The organism is Metabacillus halosaccharovorans (assembly GCF_002019635.1).
GTDB classification, from domain to species: Bacteria; Bacillota; Bacilli; order Bacillales; family Bacillaceae; genus Metabacillus; species Metabacillus halosaccharovorans.
Window position 1 is genome coordinate 1,835,620 of record NZ_KV917372.1, and the last position, 24,258, is coordinate 1,859,877.

Here is a 24,258-nt window from a genome sequence, read left to right on the forward strand (position 1 = left end):
ATCTAAACTGCGTCTCATAATTTCCTACTCTTATTTAACAAGCATCGCAGCCCCTATTACTCCTGCATGTCCACCAAGAGTTGTCGGAACAATTTTAATAGAGGATGCTAGTTGCGGATACACATATTCTTTTACTTTTTCTTGTAGTGGTGCCAAGATGAACGGCTTTGATTCCATTACTCCTCCACCAACAATAAAAATTTGAGGATTCACTACATGCGCAATATTTGCGATACCCATTGCTAAATAATTCACCGTATCGTCTATCACTATTTGTGCGTGTTGATCACCCTGCTCTGCCAAAAAGAAAACGTTCTTTGCTCCACCCTTTATACCAAACTGTTCATATGCTCTTCTGCCAATAGAAGTACCGCTTGCAAGTCCTTCAAAAGAACCTTGATTTAAATTGTTATGTTTATAGCCATTAGGTTCAATAATCATATTTCCAATTTCCCCTGTGTATCCATTTGCACCATTAAAGAGTTGTTTATCTATAATGAAAGCACCTCCTATACCGGTACTTACTGTCATATAATAAACACTTTCACTGCCGACACCACTTCCCGCTACAGCTTCTGCCAATCCGGCAACATTTGCATCATTGTTTAAATGAACCGGTACACTATAATGATCTTCGAAAATTTTAACAAGAGGAATTTCATCCCATCCCGGAAGATTCGGCGGACTTAAAATTATTCCTTTTTTAAAATCCAGTGGACCCGGAGCACCGATTCCAATCCCTTTTATACTTTTTCCGTCCTTAATCTGCTCAATCATTGCTTTCATTTTCTCGATTGTATAGTTATGACCTTTTTCAGCTTCTGTTGGTTCTTGAATGAGATTAAGGATATTCCATTGCTCATCAACAAGACCAACTCTTACATTGGTACCACCTAAATCTATGCCTATTCTTACATTCATTTTATTGGACCTCCCATAATCAATGCATTTGAACAAGTAAGCCAATATCAACAAATTTCTTTGAAGACTTCGAAAAAGGGGGCAGATTACCCCATTAACTTTAACTTAATACTTAAGTTATCGTTAAGCTTACAAAATACATTGTATTATGGCAACGTTTTCCTGTCAATAAATAAACTATATCACCTAAGAATAAAGGTTAAAAAATTCCAAAAAGAAAAACAAGGTAAAAGTTACACCTTGTTTTAAAGTTTCTTAACTGAATTTCTATATATTATTTTTCCTTTCACTAGTACCCGACCAAATGTTTTATTTTTGTCTTTTAATTTCTCAAGAACAAAGTTCACAGAATTAGTAGCCATTTGTTCAATATCAACTTCAACTGTTGTTAAGGCAGGGTCAGTAATTGTCGCATATATATCATTGTCAAAACCAACAACAGAACAGTCTTCAGGTACTTTATAGCCTTCTTTATTGAGTTTCTGAACCAAGTTATGAGCAACTTGGTCACAATTACATACAAACGCAGTTGGCAGGGTCTCTGGTAATTTAATATCTATATATGTACCTTCTTCATCCCTGTCATTAATAATAAATTCCTGTTTTAGCACCATGCCGTGTTCAAGAAGGGATTTATAATATCCTAAAAAGCGATCTTGGATACTGCTTGTTGAATACAGATTCCCAACATAAGCAATCTCTTCATGACCGTTACGGAAAAGATAATTTGTTAACTCATATGCTGCATAAAAGTTATCAGTTGTAACTGAATCAATATCTGCATGCTCAGCATAGAAATCAAGAAATACTTTTGGAATATCGATCTCCTGTATTTTTTGAATATAAGCTTTACTAATCTGCCCTAATATAATGAAACCATCAACCTTATTTTCGTTATAGATTCTGGGAAGATTAAGTTGTTTTTCATCAGTATGACTCAAAATGTTTAAAATACCATAATACCCCTGGTTTTCTAAAATCTTCGTGATACTTTTATATACATTTAAATAAAATGAAGATTGTTCAGTTCCTGCAAATCTTTCTGGGATAATGACTCCGATGTTGTAGGACAAACCTTCCTTCATCGATTTTGCCATAGCGTTATATCTATAACCCATTTGTTCAGCAAGAGCCTTTATTTTTAGTTTTAACTCTTCACCAACACCTTCTTTATCATTAAGCGCTTTCGATACCGTTACACTACTTACGCCCAGCTTGTCGGCGATATCTCTCATCGTCACATTATTTTTCATTTTTCTTCCCCCCTTTCTACTAAATATACCTTAATTTTTATTATCCTTACATATTACATATTTGTATATACGCAACCTATTAAATAACATGTAAGTAAATAATATTATGATTTGCTAGCAACTTCAATTAATTTCAGATTTTTCATGATTAAATCTTTCCGTTGAGAAGCACAATCTAAAGATCTGAAAGGATCTCCCGGAGTATTAAACGTATAATCCATTAATTTATCAACTGTTGTTGTCGCAACATGAATTCTAGTATCACTTGAAGCATAATAAATAAACACTTCACCCTCTTCGTTTACAACTGCTCCATTACAGAATACGACATTTGAAACATCCCCTACACGTTCTTCGTCATAAGGAGCAATAAAATGCCCTCCCGGAGTTGCAATCACTTTTGAAGGGTCTTCTAAACTAGTTGCAATTGTATATAGAACATAACGAAGACCTGCTGCAGTATTTCGTACGCCATGTGCGATATGAATCCAGCCCTTTTCTGTCTTAATAGGTGCAGGTCCTTGGCCATTTTTCACTTCATAAATCGTATGATATTTCTTCTCGTGCATAACATATTCTTTTTGTATGATCGGATTTAGTATATCATCACAAAGAGCAAATGCAATTCCTCCGCCAGAACCTGTTGAAATAAATCCATCTTGCGGTCGAGTATAAAATGCGTAATTACCATCTACAAATTCAGGATGTAAGACTACGTTTCGCTGCTGTGGTGATGGAGTTTGAATATTAGGAAGTCGATCCCATTCTATTAAATCCTTAGTACGGACCAACCCTGCTTGTGCAATTGCACTAGATGTATCAAATTCAGACGCCTCCGGATCCTTACTTTCAGAACAATAGATTCCATAAATCCAACCATCTTCATGTTGAACAAGACGCATATCGTATATATTTGTTTCATTTTCATCAATATCTTCCCAAGTAAGAGGCGTATAAATAAATTGGAAGTTATCAATCCCATTTTCACTTTCTGCTAAAGCAAATATTGATTTACGATCCAACCCTTCCATCCGAACGACTAAATAATACTTATTATTGACATAAATTGCTCCAGGGTTAAATGCAGCATTTACTCCTAATCTTTCCATAAAATGAGGATTCGTTTCTTTATTTAAATCAAAACGCCAATGCAAAGGAACATGGTGACGAGTTATAACAGGATGTTGATATCTATCGTAAACTCCATTATAAAAGTCTGATTTTTTTTTATTTTTCCTTCCCACTAATTCATTTTGCTTTTTTAATAGTTCAAAGTACTTTTCATGAATCATTTTTCTCCCAACCTTTCAATCATTTCCAAGCAAAACCTTGAATTATGATATGGTGTTTTCCATGGCTCTCCAACTGCTCGTTCTGTTGGACGGCCATCCGCTTCCACAGACCAAAACCACTCACCGCCTTCACGATGATCTACAATGTGGTTTTTAATATACGTCCATAATCCTTCTACTAATTTTAGAAATCTCTCATCATTCGTTCTCTCATAAGCATTTTGGAAGCCAACGATTGCTTCCGCCTGTACCCACCAGATACGTGTATAATCGATATCATTCTCATGCTGTTCATTCGCAAGAGAACCATCCTCTAAAATGGCGGTATCCGCAATATTATAAGCAATGTCAATGACCATTTGGACATAGCGTTCATCTGAAAGGTTTATCGCCTTCAAAGCATCGTCAATTAACCAGCTCGCCTCAATGTCATGCCCAAAAGACTTTAAGTTAAGTAAAGGGTTCCACTTTCTATCAAAGAAGACAGCTAGATAACGAGTTTTGTCATTGTAAATCTTTTCATAGAATAACTCGATCAGATTTGTTAGTCTTTCCTTCACTTCATTTGATTTTGTTGCCTTATATAAGTTCGTATACGCTTCTAGTACATGTAAATGTGTGTTCGTCGTAATGTCGGCAATGACTCCATTTTCACTTAATTTATCGTTAGGAACTTCTTGCCATTGTCGATTAAATTCTTCCTTGTAGGCATTGTTTACTCTATCAAATCCATACGTTTCTATGAGACGGAAGATTTTTTGCGCGTACTCTAAAGCCTCTTCATTTTGTGTCACACGGTAATATTCACTTAACGCATAAATCCCGAATGATTGTGTGTATATATGTTTCTGATCTTCTACTGGTTTACCTGTGTAATCAACTTGCCAAAATAGCCCTTCATGTTCATGATCATAGACCTTTTCAATGAGAAAATTGTATGCATGGTGTGCACATTCTAAATACTCAGCTTTTCTTGTTATTCGATAGGCAGCTGAAAACGACCATAAAAATCTCGATGCAGCAATTCCGCCTTTTTCAGCTTTTTTATCTACTGTTAAGTCAAAGTTAACTTTTCCAAAGAAACCACCTTGTTCTGTATCTTTTAACTTGATCCAAAAAGGCAATATATGTGTATATAATTGATTCTCAATCTCTTGATTTAATAACGACAAGTTTATAACCTCTTTTTTAGTTTATCGATAACCTAAAATAAATAGTATCCGTTAACTTAAATCTTGTCAATCACTTTAAAGCAGTTTCATTCCGTACTTCTGTTAACATGCACCTTTTTAAACTCCGACCACTAAAAAGAATGTTATCACTCTATTTTTTATGGATGAGATACTATCAACTCTAAATCTCCTAAAATTTCAAAATATCCAAACTCGTTAGGAAGAATGAAATGATCTCCCTTGTTTAATGGATAGAGAATATCATCTTTACGAATTTCTCCCGCTCCCTTTATGACACTGCATATAAGAAAAGACTGATCTTGATTAATAGTCGCAGCCGTTTCAATCTCCCATTTGTATACAGAAAAATATTCTTCTTTTATAAACGGAATAATTCTTCCTCCGATGATATCTTTTGGAATCGGGTTAACCTCAATACTTCTATGAGGAACAGTTGTCACGTCTAATGATTTGTTAATATGCAACTCCCGTTTTTCACCATTTTGATCCATTCGATCATAGTCATACACACGATATGTTGTATCAGAGCTCTGCTGTGTTTCGAGGATTAACACTCCCGTACACAATGCGTGAATTGTTCCACTTGGTACATAAAAGAAATCACCGGGTTTAACTTTTGCTTTTTTCAGCAAATGCTCCCATTGTCCCTGCTCAATCATTTCCTTCAGTTCTTCTTTTGTTTGCGCAGTATGACCAAATATAATTTCCGCATTTTCCTCACAATCAATGACATACCAGCATTCTGTTTTCCCTAATTCTCCATTTTCGTATTTGTTCGCATATGTATCATCAGGATGAACCTGGATGGAAAGGTTTTTATTTGCGTCTAAAATCTTGGTTAATAACGGAAATACTTCACCTTCCAAATTTCCGAATACCTCTTTATTTACATCCCAAAGTTGACCTAACGTTTTTCCTTTATATAAACCGTTACTCACAGTACTTTGCCCATTCGGATGTGCTGATACTGCCCAGCATTCACCCGTTAAATCAGATTCAATATCATAGCCAAATTCCGTACGTAGCTTACTTCCTCCCCAAATTCTCTCTTTGAAAACAGGAGTTAAAAAAATAGGTTCTCTCACATCAACACGTCCATTTCATTTAGGTTTTTATTACTTAATAATTAACTTAATTTTAGTTAATAAAATTACTATAAACCTAACCTAGCAAATAAGTCTATCGTTTTCTTTCTGTACCTTTATACCATTAAAAGAGAATTTATTGGTCACATAGAAGAATTGTAAAAAAGCACGTGTCGAAAAACACGTACTCTCCACCTTTATATGTTCACTGTTCATTTTGATTATCCTTTAATAGACCCGATCATAGCCCCTTTAGCAAAATGCTTCTGCAAGAATGGATATACAATAAGAATTGGCACTGTAGAAACAATGATCGCTGCCATCCGAACTGTAGATTCTGAAATATTTTTCTGGAATCCGATCGTTGTCCCGGAGCTTTGAAGTACTTGTGATGTGTTACTGATTAAATCCCTCAGAACTGCTTGCAGCTGCCATTTTTCTTTATCCGTTATATAGAGTACGGTTGAAAAGAATTCGTTCCAATAGAATACAGCAATGAACAAACCGATAGTAGCTAAAACCGGTTTAGATAGAGGTAACACAATTCGGAAAAAGATCGTTAAATCATTGGCACCATCTATTTTAGCAGCTTCTTCTAAAGTATCTGGAATACCTCTAAAAAAGCTCGTCATTACAAAGATATTGAATGCACTAATCGCATTAGGTAAAATTAAGGCCCATAGCGTATTCATCATCCCTAATTCTTTTATTAGTAAGTAATTAGGAATTAATCCTCCGTTGAATAACATGGTAAATAAAATCAAAAACGAAAAGAGTTTGGCTCCTCGTAATCTCTTTTTTGAAATGGCATACGCTGTTGTCGCGGTGAAAAAGGTTCCTAAAAATGTACCTGCTAATGTTGTGATAACCGTTGTCTTAAATCCACTCAAAAATGAACTATTTTGCAAGATTGCTGTATATGAATCAAGTGAGAATCCTTCAGGTAATAAAAATAACCCTCCTCCTGCAGCTAACTTCGCATCACTTAATGATCCCATAATTAAATACCAAAAAGGAAAAATCATGATGATAACGAGCAATGACATAAAAAGATAATTAAAAATCAGGAAGATCCTCTCTCCTTTTGTTATTCCTACCATTCTTATCCCTCCTACCACAGTCCTTCTTGACCAGATTTTTTGACAATTTTATTCGCTGTCACAATCAGCACTAATGCAATAAGTGATTTAAACAAACCTGCAGCAGTAGCTAAACTGTAATTCGCTTCCTGAATACCTCTTCGGTAAACATATGTGTCGATTACATCTGCCACATCATATACGAGAGGACTATATAGAAGATAAATTTGCAGGAAACCTGCTTCAAGAATATTACCAAGACTTAGAATAAGCATAATTAAAATGACAGGACGAATCGACGGAAGGGTAACATGCCACATCTGCTTAAATTTATTTGCACCATCCATGCGGGATGCTTCATACAGATCGGGATTAACACCTGTCATGGCCGCTAAATAAATAATGGTCCCCCATCCCATTTCTTTATACACATCTGAAATAACCAGAATTGAACGAAAATGCTCTTTACTTGTTAGGAAACTAATCGGCTCTCCGCCAAACGCTTTAATAATATGATTAAATAATCCATCAACAGGATTAAGAAAAGTCATAATAATACCGGCAAAAATAACCCAGGAAACAAAATGCGGTAAATAAATAATAGATTGTGTAAACCGTTTAAAGGCCATATGTCTTAATTCGTTTAATAATAGCGCTAAAATAATCGGGGCAGGAAACCCTACCAAAAGCTTTAATCCACTTATTATTAACGTATTAAAGAAGATTTGCGAAAAATCAGGTGTTCGAAACAGTCTTTCAAATTGTTCAAATCCAACCCACGGGCTATTCATAATTCCTGTAATAATGTTATAATCCTTAAACGCAATAACAATCCCATACATTGGTAAATACTTAAATACAAATAAATAAATTAATCCCGGAAGAAGCAAAAGATATAAATACCGATCTCGACTAAAGTCTTTCCAAATACTTCTTTTGGTTTTTATTTTAACCCCAGTACTCAATCGTTGTTCTTTTTGAAGTTCCACGTTTTTCACTCCGATCCTGTCCCTTAAAACCATCTACTCTCTTTAACTAGTAAGATGGATAGCTGACTCAAATCAATCTTTGAGCCAGCCTTCAGAGAACTTTACTAGATTCAGTTAACTCCTTAAAACGAAGAGATTTAACAAAAGCTTTTATTTATACGGCTCTATGTTTTCGTCATACCATTTGCTGAACTCTTCAAATTCCTTCTCCTGCTCTTTATAAAGTGTGTTCGCCTCCTCATCTACCTCATTACCACCAAGCTCAGGATACTTTTTAACAAATTCATCAAACGCACTAATTTCTAGATTGCCGGATATAATGCCCCAGAATGTTTCATCTCTTAACGTATTAATATCTGTTCCATACTCAGTCCAGGCAGGACGGGAGATTGCTTTAAAGAAGACCGTTTTTTCTCTAATCGGCATAGATGTTTCGGCTCTCTTATTGAATAATTCAATCACTTCAGGTGTATTTTGAATATTTGCTTCATCTTTTCTTTGAACATACCAATTGTAGTTTCCTAAACCGAGCTTATTCATCTCATCCGGGTTCACCAAACTCTTATATTGTCCATCCTTCATCTCATAGTGCTCACCTTCCTTACCATACGTTACAAGCTTATAGGTTTCCGGTGATGCAATACGATCAACAACTTTTACCACTTCACCAGGCTCTTCAGCTGCAGCTGTGACGGATAGGAAAGACCAACCAATTTCATCTGCAGGTAAATCTGAAGCAAAACCATCTGGTCCTTTAATCGGCTCAATTGGCATATACTCACCATCGGGATTGATCGCTTTAAATGACATATGATGATTAAAGTCAGGATTGAAAAATGCTACCCAACGATAAATTGAACCGATCTTACCGTTAGCCATAATTTCATCTACTTTTGCTTGCTCAATTGGTGATAACATACGCGGGTCAATAACACCCTCTTTATATAAATCTTGTAAAATCTGTAATACTTCTCTTACTTCCGGGAGTGTTGAACCATATTTCACCGTACCATCTTCTGTAATCATAAACTGATCAGGATCTACACCATAAGCAAGGAAGAATGGTGCAAATGCGCGGTAAAGATTCTCCCCGGAAATACCATATGTATCATCCTTACCATTTCCATCTGGATCATCATGAGTAAACGCCTTTAACACTTCGATATATTCATCAACCGTTGTCGGAACTTCAAGACCTAATTTTTCTAACCAATCTTTTCGAATAATTGTTGTCATTGTACCTGGCTCAGATACATCCCCTGGAATTCTAAAGATCTTTCCACTTGGATCCCAATGGTAAAACATCGTTTCTTTCGAATAATAATTGATAATGTTTTTTCCATTTTCCTGTAAATATGGAGTTAGATCTTGTACAGCTCCAGCTTTTGCCCAACTTTGGAATTCTTTATTCATATCCCAGTGCCACATGACATCAGGCATTTGACTCGTATCACTCATAAGCAGGTTGATTTTTGTCTTTGCTTCCTCCCAACCTGGTAAAAAGATATTTTCTATATTTACTTCTCTTCCCAGGTGATCCGTAAGATCTTCCTCAAGAGCTGTTTCAGTCCAGGCATTCGGTGTTTTAGGACCACCCATTAAAGCTAAACTTACATCTAATGTTCCTGTTCCGTCGCTTTTTTTCGTATCTTTACTAGCTTCTTCATTCGAACATGCCATTAATAGTGACGAGAGAGTTAAAGAAATCGCTATACCTGATAACAAACCTTTTTTCAATTGATTGTCCCCCTTTAATGTTTAAAGTGTAAAATTCCCATTCCCTAAGTTTCCATTTTCAGTTTCAATCCTTAACAAGTAAACGATCACCTTTGTATACGCTTACAAATACTTAATTAATTAATTTGAAATTTAGTGAGTCTTTTTGATTTAGACCTCTATTAAATTAGTAATTAACTAGCATATACATTAATTCCACTCCAAAATACGTACGTTTACTTTATTAAGTCAATGAATAAACTCTACTTTTCTTGAAATACACTATACAAAAATAGTTAAAATCCTTGTCTCCCATCTCCTTCGATTTTAGGATTTAGCATATGTGTTCATTCATTACTCCTTCATTTTAAATTCGTTGATATATATCGTCAATACAATTTTTATTAATATTTTGAATATTCAAAAATTAATATTACATTTTATTATATTTATAAAACAATTAAAGAAAACACACTTTAATAAGATCTATTACCTTACATAAAGTTTATTCATGATAATCGATAACTTAATATGTTAGCAAAATATTACATCTGATTATTTTTTTTGAACTTTTTTTAACACTTTTTCCAACCTCATATAAAAAAGACTCATATAAGTCAGCTTTTTTCCCGCCGTCTCATTGAGTCTCTTTTATATTTTGTTTTAACTTGTCTTATCTTTTTCTCCCTAAGAAAATTGACTTAGCCACCAGCAATCGTAAATAAACCTAGTAGTGATCAGGAAGACTTTTTATAGCATATTTTATATCCTTTATAATAATTAAATATAGGTAACTTACTTTTTTCAACTACTAGGTTGAAGAGTCTCCTTAATATCAAACGTCATGATCGCATTACCGCTTCCGGATGATTGAGCATAAGTATGGAATGAGGGATTGTAGCCATCCGCCAACACACCAAGCATCATAGCAAGATGACGCCCTCCTCCTTCAACTCCTGCAACTTTAGCATATTGAGGCAGCATTTCTTTAGCAAGATTCCAGTTCTTCCCCATAATATAATTGATAAACTGTTTATCTAAGGCTTGCTCAGAAACAGTAGGCATATGGTGACGCCCTCTTACTAAATTATGAGCAAGTGCACCACTGAAGATAAACACATAGTTTTTATCGTCACTATTTAGTACATTCCCAATTTCCTGCCCCCATTTATAGGTTTCTTCTAATCCAGCTGCAAGTGTGATCGATAAATTGACTACTGGAAAATCTTCGTTAGGTACAAGGTAACGAAGAGGAACAACTGTACCATAATCCCACACGTATGTTGGATCATTAACAGAAATAACCGGAATTTTTGCTCGTTTACCAGCCATCACTAATCTTTCGCCTAAACTTTGGTCTCCAGGATACTCATATTTTACATCAGAAATAATGTCGGGACATTCGAATGCGGTTAAAGTTCCTTTATGCTTTGGTGACACATCTACATAATGATGAAATGTTGATTGCCAATGACATGAAACAATAATAACCCCATCCGGTTTTATTTTCTCTATATTCTCTGAAATAGCATCCATCTTCACAACAATTTCTTGCTGATATTCAGGTACATTTTCTCGATGACAAATACTTGGAACATGTGCAGCCAAAACACCCAATTCAATTGTCATTTTAACCCTCCACACCCTTTGTTTTTAACAAAACTTAATTTGAAGCATTTCGCTTTTCAACAGACTCTCCAGCAATTCCCCAATGACTTTTTGGAATTTCAGTCACTATCACTCTAACAGTCTCTTTTGGGACCTCCAATGTCGTGGTGATTGTTTCAGTAATATTAGCAATAACACTTTCAATCTTCTCTTTTGGACGCCCTTCCATAATGTTAACGTTTACAATCGGCATAATAGATTCTCCTTTCTCCCCCTGTTCTCTACTTATTCCCCTACAGAAAAACCAACTTCCCCAAGTCCATCAAGCTTAGCTGTCACATGATCACCATACGATAATTGGACAGCTCCAGTAATTCCTCCTGTCAAAATAACTTGGCCAGCCTTCAAATTTTCGCCTTTTCGATGTAGCATGTTCGCAAGCATGGCAACAGAATTCGCCGGGTGTCCTAAAACAGCTGCTCCTGCACCAAGGTCCTTAATCACTCCATTAATCTTTAAAACAGTACCAACTAAATCTAATTCTAATTCTTCTGGTTTCCGAACCTTATTGCCAAAAACAACCCTTGAGGAGGATGCATTATCTGCAATAACATCCGGCAACGTAAAGTTAAAGTTTTCATAACGGCTATCAATGATCTCAAGTGCTCCACAGACATAATCTGTTGCTGCTAAAACTTGTGCACCAGTAATACCCGGACCTTCAAGATCCTTACCTAAAATAAAGGCAATTTCCGCTTCCACTTTCGGATGAATATAGTCAGATAAAGAAATTTCTGCTCCATCTTGGATCACCATATTGCTAAAAATGTATCCATAGATCGGTTCTTCTACATTCATTTGGACCATTTTTGCCCGACTTGTAAGTCCCATCTTTGGTCCAATAATTGAGTGCCCTTGTTCTAATTTTAGCTTTACTAGTTCTTCTTGAATCAAATAAGCCTCTTCTACAGTTAAACCCGGAACTTTGTCTAAGGTGATTTTTTCGATATCTCTTCTATTCAATTCAGCATCTAATAAATACTTAGCAATTTCATTATTTGACATACTCATTGTAATTCCTCCTATTAAACTCGAAGACTACTTTTTTCTTTATTAGCTATTTCAGTAGCTACATCAATAATCATATCCTCTTGGCCACCGACAACCTTACGTTTCCCCAACTCTATTAAAATATCACGAGGATCAATGTTAAATTGTTTAGCTGCGCGCTGTGCGTGTAACAAAAAGCTAGAGTACACACCCGCATATCCCATTACAAGACTATCTCTTGTAATCTCTTGAGGTTGTTTTAATATAGGAGCTACAATATTTTCAGCTAAATCCATCATCTTATATAAATCGACTCCACTGTTTAACCCTAGTCTTTCTAATACAGCCACTAAAACTTCTGTCTGAGTATTCCCAGCGCCAGCTCCTAAGCAACGAACACTACCATCTATTCTTGTTGCACCTTCGTCAATGGCAACAAGTGTATTAGCCATCGCAAGCGATAAATTATTATGAGCATGAAAACCAATATTAGTGGTTAGGCTTTGACGAAGGGATCGAATTTTTTCACGAACTTCATTTGGAATCATGGCTCCTGCTGAATCAACGACATAAACAGTATCTGCTCCATAACTTTCCATTAGTTTAGCTTGCTCTACTAACTTATCAACTGGTGCCATATGAGACATCATTAAGAAACCTACCGTCTCCATACCAAGTTCTTTTGCTAAAGTAATGTGTTGAGGAGCAACATCTGCTTCTGTTACATGAGTAGCAATTCGAGCCATTTTTGCTCCAATACTAGCTGCTTGCTTCAATTCATTCATCGTCCCGATTCCCGGTATTAATAATACAGCCACTTTTGCGTTGTCACAAACCGATACAGCTGCTTCAATTAGTTTCATTTCGTCTGTTAAAGAAAGACCATATTGTTGGGAAGACCCCCCTAACCCATCTCCATGAGCTACTTCCATATAAGACACTCCGGCATCATTTAATGCACGTGCTACATCACGAACTTGGTCAACTGTATATTGATGACCGATCGCATGACTACCGTCTCGTAAAGCTACTTCTGTAATGAGAACATCTCGGTTATCGTTCATTCCAAACCATTCCTTTCCTTTAGAACTTCATGTTTAAGAAACAACAGAATTCAGTTTATTTTTAGCCAGCTCTTCCGCTACTTTTACTGCTGAGGCTGTCATGATATCTAAATTTCCAGAGTATTTCGGTAAGTAGTCCCCTGCTCCTTCTACCTCGATAAATATCGTTACACGGTTTCCATCAAAGATCGGTTCTGTTCGGAGTCGATAACCTGGTACATAAGCTTGAACTTGTTTGACCATTTCTTTAATAGATGAAGTAATTTCTTCCTCATCAATTTGTCTTGGTTCGACAACAGCATAAACAGTATCTCTCATTAATATAGGGGGTTCTGCTGGATTAAGAATAATGATAGCTTTCCCCTTCTTAGCTCCACCAACCTCCTCTATCCCACGTTTTGTCGTTTGGGTAAATTCATCTATATTTGCTCTTGTTCCTGGACCTGCACTTTTACTTGAAATCGTTGCAACAATTTCGGCATAGTCAACAGGACAAATCCGATTTACGGCATGAACAATCGGAATCGTCGCCTGACCTCCACAAGTAATTAAATTGATGTTAGGAACATTTAGGTTTTCCCCCAGATTAACTGGAGGGACAACAAAAGGCCCTCTTGCCGCTGGAGTTAAGTCAAGGACTTGTTTTCCGGCTTCTTTTAAAAGTTTCGCATGTCGAACATGAGCTTTTGCCGATGTTGCATCAAAGAAAATATCTGCATCATCACTGTTACTTTCTAAAAATTCCTCTAATCCATTCGTATATGTTTGATAACCTCGCTCTCTTGCCCTAAAAACACCATCAGAATGAGGGTCAATTCCGATTAATGAGGTTAACTCAAGTGACTCAGATCTTTCTAGTTTCAACATTAAATCTGTCCCGATGTTCCCAGTACCTATGATTGCTACTTTTATTTTTCCCATATGAATCTCCTTTCCCCTAAGTGATTATGAAGAAAACCGGACTGAAACTTCTCCTAAATGAGCAATTCTTGCTGAAAAGAAATCTCCTGGTTTTGCTTCTACAGCTGCAGAAAGTGCACCTGAGAGAATCACTTCTCCAGCTTTTAAAGCTATATCAAATTCACTTAATTTATTGGCAAGCCATGCTACACAATTTGCCGGATGCCCCATTACGGCTGCTCCAACTCCCGTATTAACGATCTCTCCATTTTTTGATAAAACCATGCCAATTTGTTCAAGGTCTACAGAATCCACTCGAACAGGTTTTCCACCTAAAACATAATGACTGCTTGAAGCATTATCTGCTATCGTATCTTGAAGTTTGATTTTCCAATCCTTCACACGGCTATCGACGATCTCAATTGCGGGTAGAAGATAATCTGTTGCTTGAAGCACATCCAGTGCGGTTACATTTGGTCCTTTTAGATCCTTTTTAAGAACAAACGCAATCTCTGCCTCCACTTTAGGTTGCATAACACGTTCAAAAGATAGCTCAGATCCATTTTCAACGACCATTCCATCTAGTAAGTGGCCATAATCTGGTTCATCCACACCAAGTAATTGTTGCATCGCAAGAGAGGTTAATCCAATTTTTTTCCCAACAATTATTTGACCTTGGGCTAGTTTGTGTTTAATAATTTCTAATTGAACAGCGTAAGCATCTTGAGTTGTAAAAGTTGTACTTTGTTCAGTTAAAGCCGCAATTCCGACTCTTTCTTTTTCTGCTTGTAATAATTGATTTGCAAATAATACGGTTGATTCCATCATGATTGACCTCCATTTTTTAAAGTTTGATACAAATGTTTTTCAACTCGCTATAAAACTCAAAGCTGTGCATACCGCCTTCACGACCGATTCCACTTTGCTTCATCCCACCAAACGGTGTACGTAAATCTCTTAAAAACCAAGTATTTACCCAAATAATCCCAGCTTCTACTTCATTTGCCACTCTATGAGCTCTACGAAGATCATTCGTCCAAATGGAAGCACTTAGTCCATAATGAGAATCATTTACTTGAGCAATCACCTCATCCTCTAAATCAAATGGAATGACAGTGACAACAGGTCCAAAGATTTCTTCACGAACACATCTCGCATTTCGATCTAAGCCTGTAATAATCGTAGGCTCAATAAAATACCCTTTTTCTACCCCTGAAGGACGACCTCCTCCAATACGGATTGTTGCTCCTTCTTCCTTCGCAAGCTCTATATATCCTAAAACGCGCTCATAATGTTCTTTTCCAATCATTGCCCCAATTTTCGTTTTTTCATCAAATGGATCCCCAACAACAAGCTCTTTTGTTTTAGCCACAAACTTTTCAATAAATTCTTCATAAACCGGACGTTCAACATAAATTCTTGATCCACATAAACAAACTTCACCTTGATTGATAAAGCTGGACTTAATAGTCGTTTCTAGTACTTCATTAAGATCAGAATCAGCAAAGATGATATTTGGGTTTTTCCCGCCTAGTTCGTATGAAAGTTTTTTTAGTGAATTGGCTGCTGCCTTCATGATGGCTGTACCGGTGGATGTTTCACCTGTAAATGTAATTGCATCTACATCGGGATGTTCGGTTAAAGCTGATCCAGCAGAGTTAGGTCCAAATCCATGTACAACGTTCACAACACCATCTGGTACACCAGCTTCTTTACAAATTTCAGCTAAAACGGTTGCTGTCATTGGTGTCCACTCAGCTGGCTTCAATACAGCCGTATTTCCTGCCGCTAAACATGGAGCAAGTTTCCACGTTAATAGAAGTAATGGAAGGTTCCAAGGATTGATTAACCCTACAACTCCAACTGGCTTACGTACTGAATAGTTGATCGCCACATCATCATGTTGGTAAGCCTCCGTTCCCATTGTTGTCATGTAGTCAGCAAAGAAATGGAAGTTATAGGCTGCTCTTGGGATATCGATCGTACTTGATAACCAAATTGGCTTTCCTGTATCAAGAGATTCTAAACGCGCTAACTCTTCTTTTCTTTCTAAAATTAAATCACCAATTTTACGTAATACTTTAGAACGTTCCGTTAAAGGAATTGTTTTCCATCTACCGTTTAGTGCTCTTCTAGCTGCAGATACAGCTAAGTTAACTTCCTCTTTCCCACCTTCAGCTACAGATCCTAATATCTCTTCATTTGCTGGGTTCGTATTCATAAATGTTTTGTTATTCATCGAATCCATGTATTGCCCATTAATAAAATGTCTACAATCAATTCCTGTCGTTGTAGTAATCGCTTCCATAACCATTCCTCCATAACATAAATTGTTTTAAATTCTTAGTATGGTTAGAATAGTACAAATTCGTCCCTCATAAAACATCATTGTTCTTATATGTGGAACAAGTTGAAATTTTTTAAAAAAATATTTTGATTATTCTTTTTTTTCACTCTATGTGATATAGTGAAAAAAACCCTCATAAAAGAATAGCGTTCCTCTATAAACAACAGATTGGAGAGTAACCATGACGCAAACGACAAAAAAAGATTACACACTTTCATCTGTAAAAAATGCACTTCGCATTTTACGGAAATTTACAATGGACCAACCTGAATTAAAAATTACTGAGCTTGCTCGGGAGTTAGACCTTGGTAAAAGTACAGTGAGCAGGCTGATGTCAACATTAGCAAGTGAAGGCTTTGTTGAAAAAGATCCGGAAACACAGCGTTATCGATTAGGATTATCCATCCTTTCTCTCGCAACTGTTTGTACATCAACTTTTGAAATACACAAGGAAGCTATGCCTGTCTTACATGAACTTGTTGAAAAAACAGGTGAAACATCCCATCTAGCAATCCTTGATGGGCTAGATGTTATTTATTTACACAAGGTAGAAAGTAAGCACCATGTACGAGCTTTCACCCATATCGGTAAAAGAAATCCCGCCTATGCAACAAGCTCTGGAAAGGTGCTTTTAGCTTTTAACAATGAAAAAAGAATAGAAAAAACAATTGAAAACGGATTAGAACCATTTACACAACATACCATTACAGATCAGAATATATTAATGGAAACCCTTACATATATTCGCGAACAAGGTTATGCCGTAAGTACGGAAGAAATATCTGAAGGTGTTGTCTCAATTGCCGCTCCAGTAAAGGACTACACAGGACAAGTCATTGCAGCTGTTAATATCGTTGGACCTATTCAACGAGTAAACGATCAAACAATCCCAGCACATATTAAAAGAGTTGTAGAAGCAGGTAAAGAAATTTCTAGGCGTTTAGGTTATCGATTTAATCATTATTAAATACTTAAAAGGAGCTGAGGAATCATGCATGATTTTCACACTCATTTTATTCCTGAAGAAGTCGTTGATTGGATAAAAGACCAAAGAAACATCATTAATGCAAGCTGGGAGAAAAAAAGTCAAGATAAAGAGGAATTTTTATCTATTAACAACAAATGGGCATTTGAACTAAAACAAGAATTCACCAATAAATCTCTATATCTAACAGAACAACAAAAGATCGGTGTAGACCATTCAGTTGTTTCACCAATTCCTCAGCTATTTTTATATGATTTCCCTTCAGAGATTACGAGAGAATTAGTAGCTGTTTACAACACATCTCTTGCAAAATGGTCACAAGTTCAATCACAAAAAATATCAGCACTTGCCACCGTTTCTCTTAATCACCCTGAAACTGCTGCACAAGACTTAAGAGATGCTATGTATATGGGATTAAAAGGTGCCATTATTGGACCAGGATTAAACGGTAAATTATTATCAGACCACTCTTTCACTCCTTTTTGGGAAGAAGCGAATATGCAAAAAGCAATCATTTTCATCCATCCTTTATTATGTGAAGATCAACGATTAAACCAGCGCATGATGCCCAACTTAATTGGTGTCCCTTGGGAAACGACGATTACTGCTACAGATCTTTTATTAAGTGGCCTATTAGATACATATAACGATATAAAAGTTCTCTTAGCACATGGTGGTGGATTTCTTCCTTATCAAATCGGTCGTTTGAACAAAGGGTATGAGATGTGGCCACTTGTTTCTAAGAATTTACAAAAGAAACCGATCGAGTACCTAAAAGATTTTTGGTATGATACGGTCTTATGGAATCCAACTACACTTGACTACTTAGCTAAAACTGTTGGAGAAGAAAGAATTGTTCCAGGGTCCGACTTTCCATTTGACCTTTGTGAATGGCCCCCAGCAAAACAACTGGCCAAAGGCTCGGAATCTTTACTTCAATCTATCTAATAATCTGGTACGAAAAGAGGCTGACTTGAGAGACACCCCCATCACTGGGGACCGTCCCTATATTGTCAGCCTCTTTTTTTATTAGGAGAATACCGTTCTTTCAGCTTCCCATTCTAATGGCAAGCCTATATAATTTTCAGATAAACTAGTTAAAGCTGCACGAGATGACGTAACATAATCTAACTCACTAAGTTGAATGCTTCTTTCAAAAGGACTGTGATTAAAATTACGATGCAGCATAGTTGTCATAAAATTTGAAAAGCGCTGTGCTTTCCATACTCTTCGTAGAGCAATTTCCGAATAGCGGTCCAACAGATCTTTACTACCTGTCTGATAGAACCTCTCAATTCCACGCTGTAACACCTGAACATCTGTCATCGCTAAATTCAATCCTTTTGCCCCAGTTGGAGGAACAATATGGGCTGCATCACCTGCTAAAAACAGACGTCCGTATTGCATTGGCTCACAAACAAAACTTCTCATCGACACAATGTTTTTTTGAAGGATTGGACCATCAGGAAGTGTCCATCCATCACTTGTTTCGACTCTTGCTTTTAGATCTGTCCAAATTCGATCGTCTGACCAATTGTTGATATCATCATTTGGATTCACTTGGATGTAATGGCGTTGAATTTCAGGTGTTCGTGTACTAATTAACGCAAATCCTCTATCATGGTTTGAATAAATAAGTTCTGGATTAGCAATAGGTGTTTCCGCTAATATCCCTAACCAGCCAAAAGGATAAATTTGTTGTTTTTCCTTTCGAATGGAATCAGGTATTTCTTTTCGACTTGGACCGTGAAAGCCATCACAGCCCATAATAAAATCACAGCTAAGTTCATGATCACTATCATCGTACTGAAATCTAATTTTCGGTGATTGTTTGTCTACATCATGCAAACTAACATTATCTACATTAAAGAGTATCTCTCCACCTGCCTTTAATCGAGCAGCTACAAGGTCTTTTATGACCTCATGTTGAGGATAGACCATAATGCTTTTCCCTTCCGTAAGCTCATGCATGTTTACTCTATGTCGTACACCATTAAATTGAAGCTCGATCCCATGATGGGTAAGTCCTTCACGCATCATTCTTTCGCCTACGCCAGATGCGTTTAGTAGATCTACTGTCCCTTGCTCTAAAACACCTGCACGGATCGTTCCCTCAATATCCTCTCTAGAGCGTTTTTCTAGGATCACTGTTTCAATACCTGCAAGGTGCAAGAGATGTGATAACATTAAACCGGCTGGACCGGCTCCGATAATCCCTACTTTCGTTTGCATATCAAAAGCTCCTTTGTTCCTTCAAAATTATTTTTTAAATAGAAACTCTTTGTTCTAAACGAGTCTCCAATTCTACAAAAATAATACTTTAGAACGTTCTGTTAATGTCTTTGTTTTCCAACCACCCACTTAAGTAGCCGCTTCCATTTTTTCATCATGTTTTATTCATTCTCTGTTATATATAGCAAGCATAGTATAAAATTGATCCTTATAAAACATTACTTTTCCTATATATGGAACAACATAATGATTTTTTAAAAATATTGATTAATCTTTTTTGCTCTGTGAAATATCGAGAAAATAAACCTCAAAAAAAGATTACATCGTCAAATCTATATCTTTAGACTGCTCTACTTTAATAGGTGCTGTTTCCTTAATTCCAAAAGTACATATAAATGCAATAAAGGCAGCAATTGCTGTAATCCATAATGGTGCAGTTAGGCTATATTTATCAGCTAATACACCAGCCATCATCGGACCAGCAAATCCTCCAATAATTTCCCCTGTTAAAATAACGAAACTTATCGCAGTAGCAGTAAATCTGCGAGATACAGATTCAGCCGGCACAATATTCATCACAAGTGGTTGATATCCATTACCAATCGAGAGGATAATCATTGAGATAATTAAAACAACAAAGTTTTGATAATATAATGCGATCATGATTGGAAGGAAAATGGCAATAAATGAAAAGATTTTAAGAATAGGTAATCTTCCTATACGGTCAGATAGTGCAGGTGCTCCCATTTGCCCAACAAACATCATGAGCCCCATAGCTCCAAGCAACATGCCAATCTGAGCTTCTTTATAGTTTGTTGAGTTCGCTAACATCGTTGGAAGAAAAGCGGTAAGAGTCAGGATGAAGACCATATTACAAGTCCCGATAATTGTGCAAAGCCATACGTTTCTAGTTTTAAATACTTTAAGATAATCTGCTTTCGTTGGTTTTACCATTTGTTGCTCCTCGTCTTGTTCAACAACAAGTTTGGGTTCTCTTAAATACCTCCATAATATAAGACCAACGATGATCCCAGGAATGGCGATGATATAAAATGCTGATCTCCAGCCTAAGGCTACTGCTAGGGAAACGGTCAAAACTGGTGCCATTGCACCTCCAATTAAAGAGGAAGCGCTTTGGATGACACCCATATTAAATCCCCTTCTTTTCTCAGAGGACTCCGCCATGACAATCGATTGAACTAACGGCATGACGGGCCCTTCAGCTAATCCCATGATGATTCTTGTCAAAATTAAAGCAATAAACGAACCAACAAGCCCGGTTAGTAAGGTAGCAATTGAAAAAACAAAAACAAAGATAACGAGCATGTCCTTCTTTTTCCCTATAAAATCCGAAAGACTAGCGAAGATTAACGTAGAGATTCCAAAGAATAAACTTGTAATTCCAACTGTTAAACCAAGCTGTGTATTTGATAGATTCAAATCCGGACCCATAATTGGAAAAACAAACCCTAAACTTAAGCGATCTAAAAACACAAGCCCGACGACGAAGAACATAATAATCACAAGGAAATTCTCATAGCGTTTGCTTTTGCTTAATCCTTTCATTTAAATGCCCCCTTACCCCTTTTATAATCTCCTCCACTGAAAGCGCATACAAAATCTATTACTCTGTTAGACGTTTAACTCAGTTAAGAAAGGTTCATTCATTTTTTCCAGAGTCATTTTTACAAACTCTCCTACATTCACTTTTTCTGTCATTTTTCCAGCAGCTGTTAACAATTCCCATTCAACTAATTGGTCGGAATTCTCTACGATCATTTTGCAGCGCTCAAAACGTTTTTCCATAAATACTTTCATAGTTTCTTTAACAGTAAGGTTATGTTTTAATATATCCGCTAATACAATCACATCTTCAATGGCAATCGAAGCTCCTTGCCCAAGATGTGGCGCCGTACCATGTGCTGCATCTCCAACTAGTAAAACATTTCCTTTATACCACGGACTTGGCATAAGATGAGTAAAAATCGGGCGATAGACAACTTGGGAAGGGTCAACAATCTGCTTGGCCGCATCAGCGATGATTCCTCCAAATTCAGTCATTCTCTCTTTTAATAAAACATGTAATTGATCATTAGGGAACCGAGGATTTCCTGGTTCGTTTGTTGTGACAAGCAGGTACATTTCGTCTTCTGACATAGGGACCAATCCTGCTTTTGCTTCTTTACCATAATAGAACAGACCTTTGTCAATTTCTTTTGGACGTGGTAGATTATATCTCCAAACTCCCTGTCCGCTATAACTTTGTTCTATTTCTCCAAATAGCAATGTTCTAACCTTAGAATTCGCTCCATCTGAACCGATAACTAAATCGTAGGTTGCAGAAATCCCATTATTCAATTCGACACTTACACCATTCTCTTTATTTTCAATTTTATTAACAGTCGTACCCATATAGATTTTGGTTCCAATAGCACTAACGGCATCAAACAAAAAATTGTGTAGCTTTCTTCTCGAGATACCATTAACACCTGGGTACCCTTCTATTGTAGGAGATGCTGTATGAAACAAGAAATGGCCTTGACCAGTATAATAATCAAAACCTGGATATGACGTGCCCTGCTCCATACAAGCATCAGCTAAGCCAATTTCATTAAGTGCTCTCAGTGCGTTAGGTGGCTGAATAATCCCCACTCCATACACGTTCCACTCTAATTCTTTTTCAGCTATTTCTACTTCAATCCCCATTTTATTTAAAGCAATAGCTGCAGATAAGCCGCTTATTCCTCCACCTACAACCAGTACCTTTTTTACATATTTATTTGTCATGCCAGTACCTCCTCACATTTTATTGAAGTGCTTGCAAAACTCTATATTTTTAAAAACCTAGTTTTTATCATCAATCATTGCAACTGCCCTCGTCCAGCCTGCGCTCGCTCCCTTTATTTTCACCGGGAGCACAGAGACTTTAAATCCATAAGGTGGTAATTGATCTAAGTTTGCTAGTTTTTCAATTTGACAATATTCCTTCTCTTTTCCCGCGTAATGAGCTGCCCAAAGGACACCATCACGTGGGTTTTGTTTATAGTCTGCCGCTTGGACGGCGAGTGGTGTATCCCATCCCCATCCGTCAGTTCCCATCACTCTTATTCCCTGATCAATTAACCAAAGTGTTGCTTCAGCTGATACACCTACATGTATTTCACTATAGGTGGATTCATATCTCATTTTGTCCGCATTACAGTGAATCATGACGATATCAAAAGGCTTTAATTCATAATTAATACTCGCTAATTTTTCTTGAAGATCCACCACGGTGATTGCATATCCTGCAGGTTTGTCAGTAAAATCAAGGACAACACCGTCATTAAAAAACCACTCAAGCGGCATTTCATCAATGGTACGAGCAGGCTTCCCTTCAGCTGTTGGCCAGTAATGCCAAGGTGCATCTACATGAGTTCCTGCATGACTAGTTAAAGTTAGGAATTCGCCAGCCAGCCCTTTTCTCTCCGGAAAATCATCAGGACTAACTCCGACAAGCTTTGCTCCAAATTCCGCTCCTTCTTCATGTGTTTCATAGCGGATAGAAAAAGGAAGAGGATCCTGTAAATCCTCTTCAATTGATACACTAAGGTCGACAATTTTCATCTCTAGTCTCTGTCCCTTCTTAGATAATCTTATTTTTTAGAGAACCTAGTCCAGTAATCTTTAATTCCACTTCATCTCCCGGCTCTAACCATGGATGAACATCTGTACCAAGCTCCATTAGGCAACCAAACCCGACCGTTCCTGATCCAATGATATCGCCTGGATACAAGGTGACTTCCTCTGATGCCCTTTCAATCATGTCTCCAAAACTATAGAATACATCTTTAAAATTCCCCTTCGAGAGAACCTCACCATTTACTGATGCCGTCATTTCCAAGTCAAAGACATGACCAACTTTATACGAATCTAGTTCATCTTTTGTTAAGATATAAGGTCCAATAGACGTTGCGAAATCCTTTCCTTTTGCTGGTCCTAAAAGCACCTTCATTTCTTTCATTTGAAGATCACGTGCAGACCAATCATTCAGGATGGTATAGCCAAAAATATAATCTTCAGCCTCACTAGCTTTAATGTTACTTCCTTCTTTTCCAATCACACATGCAAGCTCAAGTTCATAATCAAGTCTTACGCATTTAGCAGGACGTTTTACTTCTTCACCGTGTCCTTTCATAGAGTGCGGATTTGAAAAATAGAAAATCGGCATTTCATACCATTCGGGTGCCACCGTATCTCCATTTCGCTTTGTTGCATTTTTTACATGTGTTTCAAAAGCAACAAAGTCCCGGAAACTAGTTGGATTTGGTAAAGGTGGAGCAAGACGTACCTCTTCCAATGAATAGGATGGAACATTTTTATTGTTAACAAGCGATTGAACAGTAGGTAGTAATTGATCTTGATTTCTTATAAGTTCCACAATTGAATCAGGTAAATTCCCATCAGATGCGAGATTCAAATCTATTAATTTATCATTTTCAAGACACCCTGCACGCATGTTTCCTTCCAAATTGTAAAATGTCACAAATTTCATTTCCTCAAGC

General features: G+C 36.9%; 22 protein-coding genes. 2 read left to right on the top strand and 20 right to left on the bottom strand.

Annotation, left to right across the window (positions count from 1 at the left end; translation table 11 throughout):
* Window positions 1-30: 30 nt before the first annotated feature.
* From BK577_RS22920 to BK577_RS22990, 15 genes are all read right to left on the bottom strand, one after another.
* Complete coding sequence (locus BK577_RS22920) at window positions 31-921, bottom strand: ROK family protein (RefSeq protein WP_078435064.1); 891 nt, start codon at window positions 919-921, stop codon at window positions 31-33.
* Window positions 922-1,166: 245 nt separating this feature from the next.
* A complete protein-coding gene (locus tag BK577_RS22925; protein ID WP_026560990.1) occupies window positions 1,167-2,174 on the bottom strand; it encodes a LacI family DNA-binding transcriptional regulator in 1,008 nt (335 codons plus the stop codon).
* Between the two features lie 104 nt (window positions 2,175-2,278).
* Window positions 2,279-3,466 carry a glycoside hydrolase family 130 protein gene (locus BK577_RS22930; protein ID WP_078435065.1) on the bottom strand — a complete coding sequence of 396 codons (1,188 nt, stop codon included), beginning with the start codon at window positions 3,464-3,466 and terminating at the stop codon, window positions 2,279-2,281.
* Window positions 3,463-4,638: an AGE family epimerase/isomerase gene (locus BK577_RS22935; protein ID WP_078435066.1), complete on the bottom strand. Its 1,176-nt coding sequence runs from the start codon at window positions 4,636-4,638 to the stop codon at window positions 3,463-3,465. The genes BK577_RS22930 and BK577_RS22935 overlap by 4 nt, the downstream gene beginning before the upstream one ends.
* Before the next feature lie 158 nt (window positions 4,639-4,796).
* The gene (gene manA / locus BK577_RS22940; RefSeq protein WP_078435067.1) at window positions 4,797-5,744 is read right to left on the bottom strand and encodes a mannose-6-phosphate isomerase, class I; all 948 of its coding nucleotides are present in this window, start codon (window positions 5,742-5,744) and stop codon (window positions 4,797-4,799) included.
* Window positions 5,745-5,965: 221 nt separating this feature from the next.
* A complete protein-coding gene (locus BK577_RS22945) occupies window positions 5,966-6,844 on the bottom strand; it encodes a carbohydrate ABC transporter permease (protein WP_026560994.1) in 879 nt (292 codons plus the stop codon).
* Between the two features lie 11 nt (window positions 6,845-6,855).
* Window positions 6,856-7,812 (bottom strand): ABC transporter permease, encoded by a 957-nt coding sequence (locus BK577_RS22950; RefSeq protein ID WP_245823567.1) that lies wholly within the window; start codon window positions 7,810-7,812, stop codon window positions 6,856-6,858.
* Window positions 7,813-7,962: 150 nt separating this feature from the next.
* Complete coding sequence (locus tag BK577_RS22955; RefSeq protein WP_026560996.1) at window positions 7,963-9,549, bottom strand: extracellular solute-binding protein; 1,587 nt, start codon at window positions 9,547-9,549, stop codon at window positions 7,963-7,965.
* Window positions 9,550-10,332: 783 nt separating this feature from the next.
* On the bottom strand, window positions 10,333-11,157 hold the full coding sequence (locus BK577_RS22960) for a DODA-type extradiol aromatic ring-opening family dioxygenase (RefSeq protein ID WP_026560997.1): 825 nt from the start codon (window positions 11,155-11,157) through the stop codon (window positions 10,333-10,335).
* Window positions 11,158-11,191: 34 nt separating this feature from the next.
* The gene (locus BK577_RS22965; protein ID WP_078435069.1) at window positions 11,192-11,389 is read right to left on the bottom strand and encodes a 4-oxalocrotonate tautomerase; all 198 of its coding nucleotides are present in this window, start codon (window positions 11,387-11,389) and stop codon (window positions 11,192-11,194) included.
* A 32-nt stretch (window positions 11,390-11,421) separates the two neighbouring features.
* Window positions 11,422-12,201, bottom strand: coding sequence for a 2-keto-4-pentenoate hydratase (locus BK577_RS22970; protein ID WP_078435381.1), 780 nt, complete (start codon window positions 12,199-12,201; stop codon window positions 11,422-11,424).
* Between the two features lie 20 nt (window positions 12,202-12,221).
* Complete coding sequence (dmpG, locus tag BK577_RS22975; protein ID WP_078435070.1) at window positions 12,222-13,250, bottom strand: 4-hydroxy-2-oxovalerate aldolase; 1,029 nt, start codon at window positions 13,248-13,250, stop codon at window positions 12,222-12,224.
* A gap of 33 nt (window positions 13,251-13,283) precedes the next feature.
* Window positions 13,284-14,171 (bottom strand): acetaldehyde dehydrogenase (acetylating), encoded by an 888-nt coding sequence (locus BK577_RS22980; RefSeq protein ID WP_078435071.1) that lies wholly within the window; start codon window positions 14,169-14,171, stop codon window positions 13,284-13,286.
* Between the two features lie 24 nt (window positions 14,172-14,195).
* A complete protein-coding gene (locus tag BK577_RS22985; RefSeq protein ID WP_078435382.1) occupies window positions 14,196-14,975 on the bottom strand; it encodes a 2-keto-4-pentenoate hydratase in 780 nt (259 codons plus the stop codon).
* A gap of 19 nt (window positions 14,976-14,994) precedes the next feature.
* The gene (locus BK577_RS22990) at window positions 14,995-16,458 is read right to left on the bottom strand and encodes an aldehyde dehydrogenase (RefSeq protein ID WP_078435072.1); all 1,464 of its coding nucleotides are present in this window, start codon (window positions 16,456-16,458) and stop codon (window positions 14,995-14,997) included.
* A gap of 220 nt (window positions 16,459-16,678) precedes the next feature.
* Here BK577_RS22990 and BK577_RS22995 point away from each other — a divergent pair, with 220 nt between their 5' ends.
* Both BK577_RS22995 and BK577_RS23000 read left to right on the top strand, forming a co-directional pair.
* The gene (locus tag BK577_RS22995; protein WP_078435073.1) at window positions 16,679-17,464 is read left to right on the top strand and encodes an IclR family transcriptional regulator; all 786 of its coding nucleotides are present in this window, start codon (window positions 16,679-16,681) and stop codon (window positions 17,462-17,464) included.
* A 24-nt stretch (window positions 17,465-17,488) separates the two neighbouring features.
* Complete coding sequence (locus BK577_RS23000; protein ID WP_078435074.1) at window positions 17,489-18,430, top strand: amidohydrolase family protein; 942 nt, start codon at window positions 17,489-17,491, stop codon at window positions 18,428-18,430.
* Window positions 18,431-18,511: 81 nt separating this feature from the next.
* Here BK577_RS23000 and pobA read toward each other — a convergent pair whose 3' ends face one another.
* The 5 genes from pobA to BK577_RS23025 all read right to left on the bottom strand — a co-directional run bounded on the left by pobA (window position 18,512) and on the right by BK577_RS23025 (window position 24,248).
* On the bottom strand, window positions 18,512-19,714 hold the full coding sequence (gene pobA / locus BK577_RS23005) for a 4-hydroxybenzoate 3-monooxygenase (RefSeq protein WP_078435075.1): 1,203 nt from the start codon (window positions 19,712-19,714) through the stop codon (window positions 18,512-18,514).
* Between the two features lie 318 nt (window positions 19,715-20,032).
* Complete coding sequence (locus tag BK577_RS23010) at window positions 20,033-21,280, bottom strand: MFS transporter (RefSeq protein ID WP_078435076.1); 1,248 nt, start codon at window positions 21,278-21,280, stop codon at window positions 20,033-20,035.
* 66 nt (window positions 21,281-21,346) lie between these two features.
* A complete protein-coding gene (locus BK577_RS23015) occupies window positions 21,347-22,501 on the bottom strand; it encodes an FAD-dependent oxidoreductase (protein ID WP_078435077.1) in 1,155 nt (384 codons plus the stop codon).
* Between the two features lie 57 nt (window positions 22,502-22,558).
* The gene (locus BK577_RS23020) at window positions 22,559-23,320 is read right to left on the bottom strand and encodes a cyclase family protein (protein ID WP_078435078.1); all 762 of its coding nucleotides are present in this window, start codon (window positions 23,318-23,320) and stop codon (window positions 22,559-22,561) included.
* Between the two features lie 19 nt (window positions 23,321-23,339).
* Window positions 23,340-24,248 (bottom strand): fumarylacetoacetate hydrolase family protein, encoded by a 909-nt coding sequence (locus tag BK577_RS23025; protein ID WP_078435079.1) that lies wholly within the window; start codon window positions 24,246-24,248, stop codon window positions 23,340-23,342.
* Window positions 24,249-24,258 lie beyond the last annotated feature (10 nt).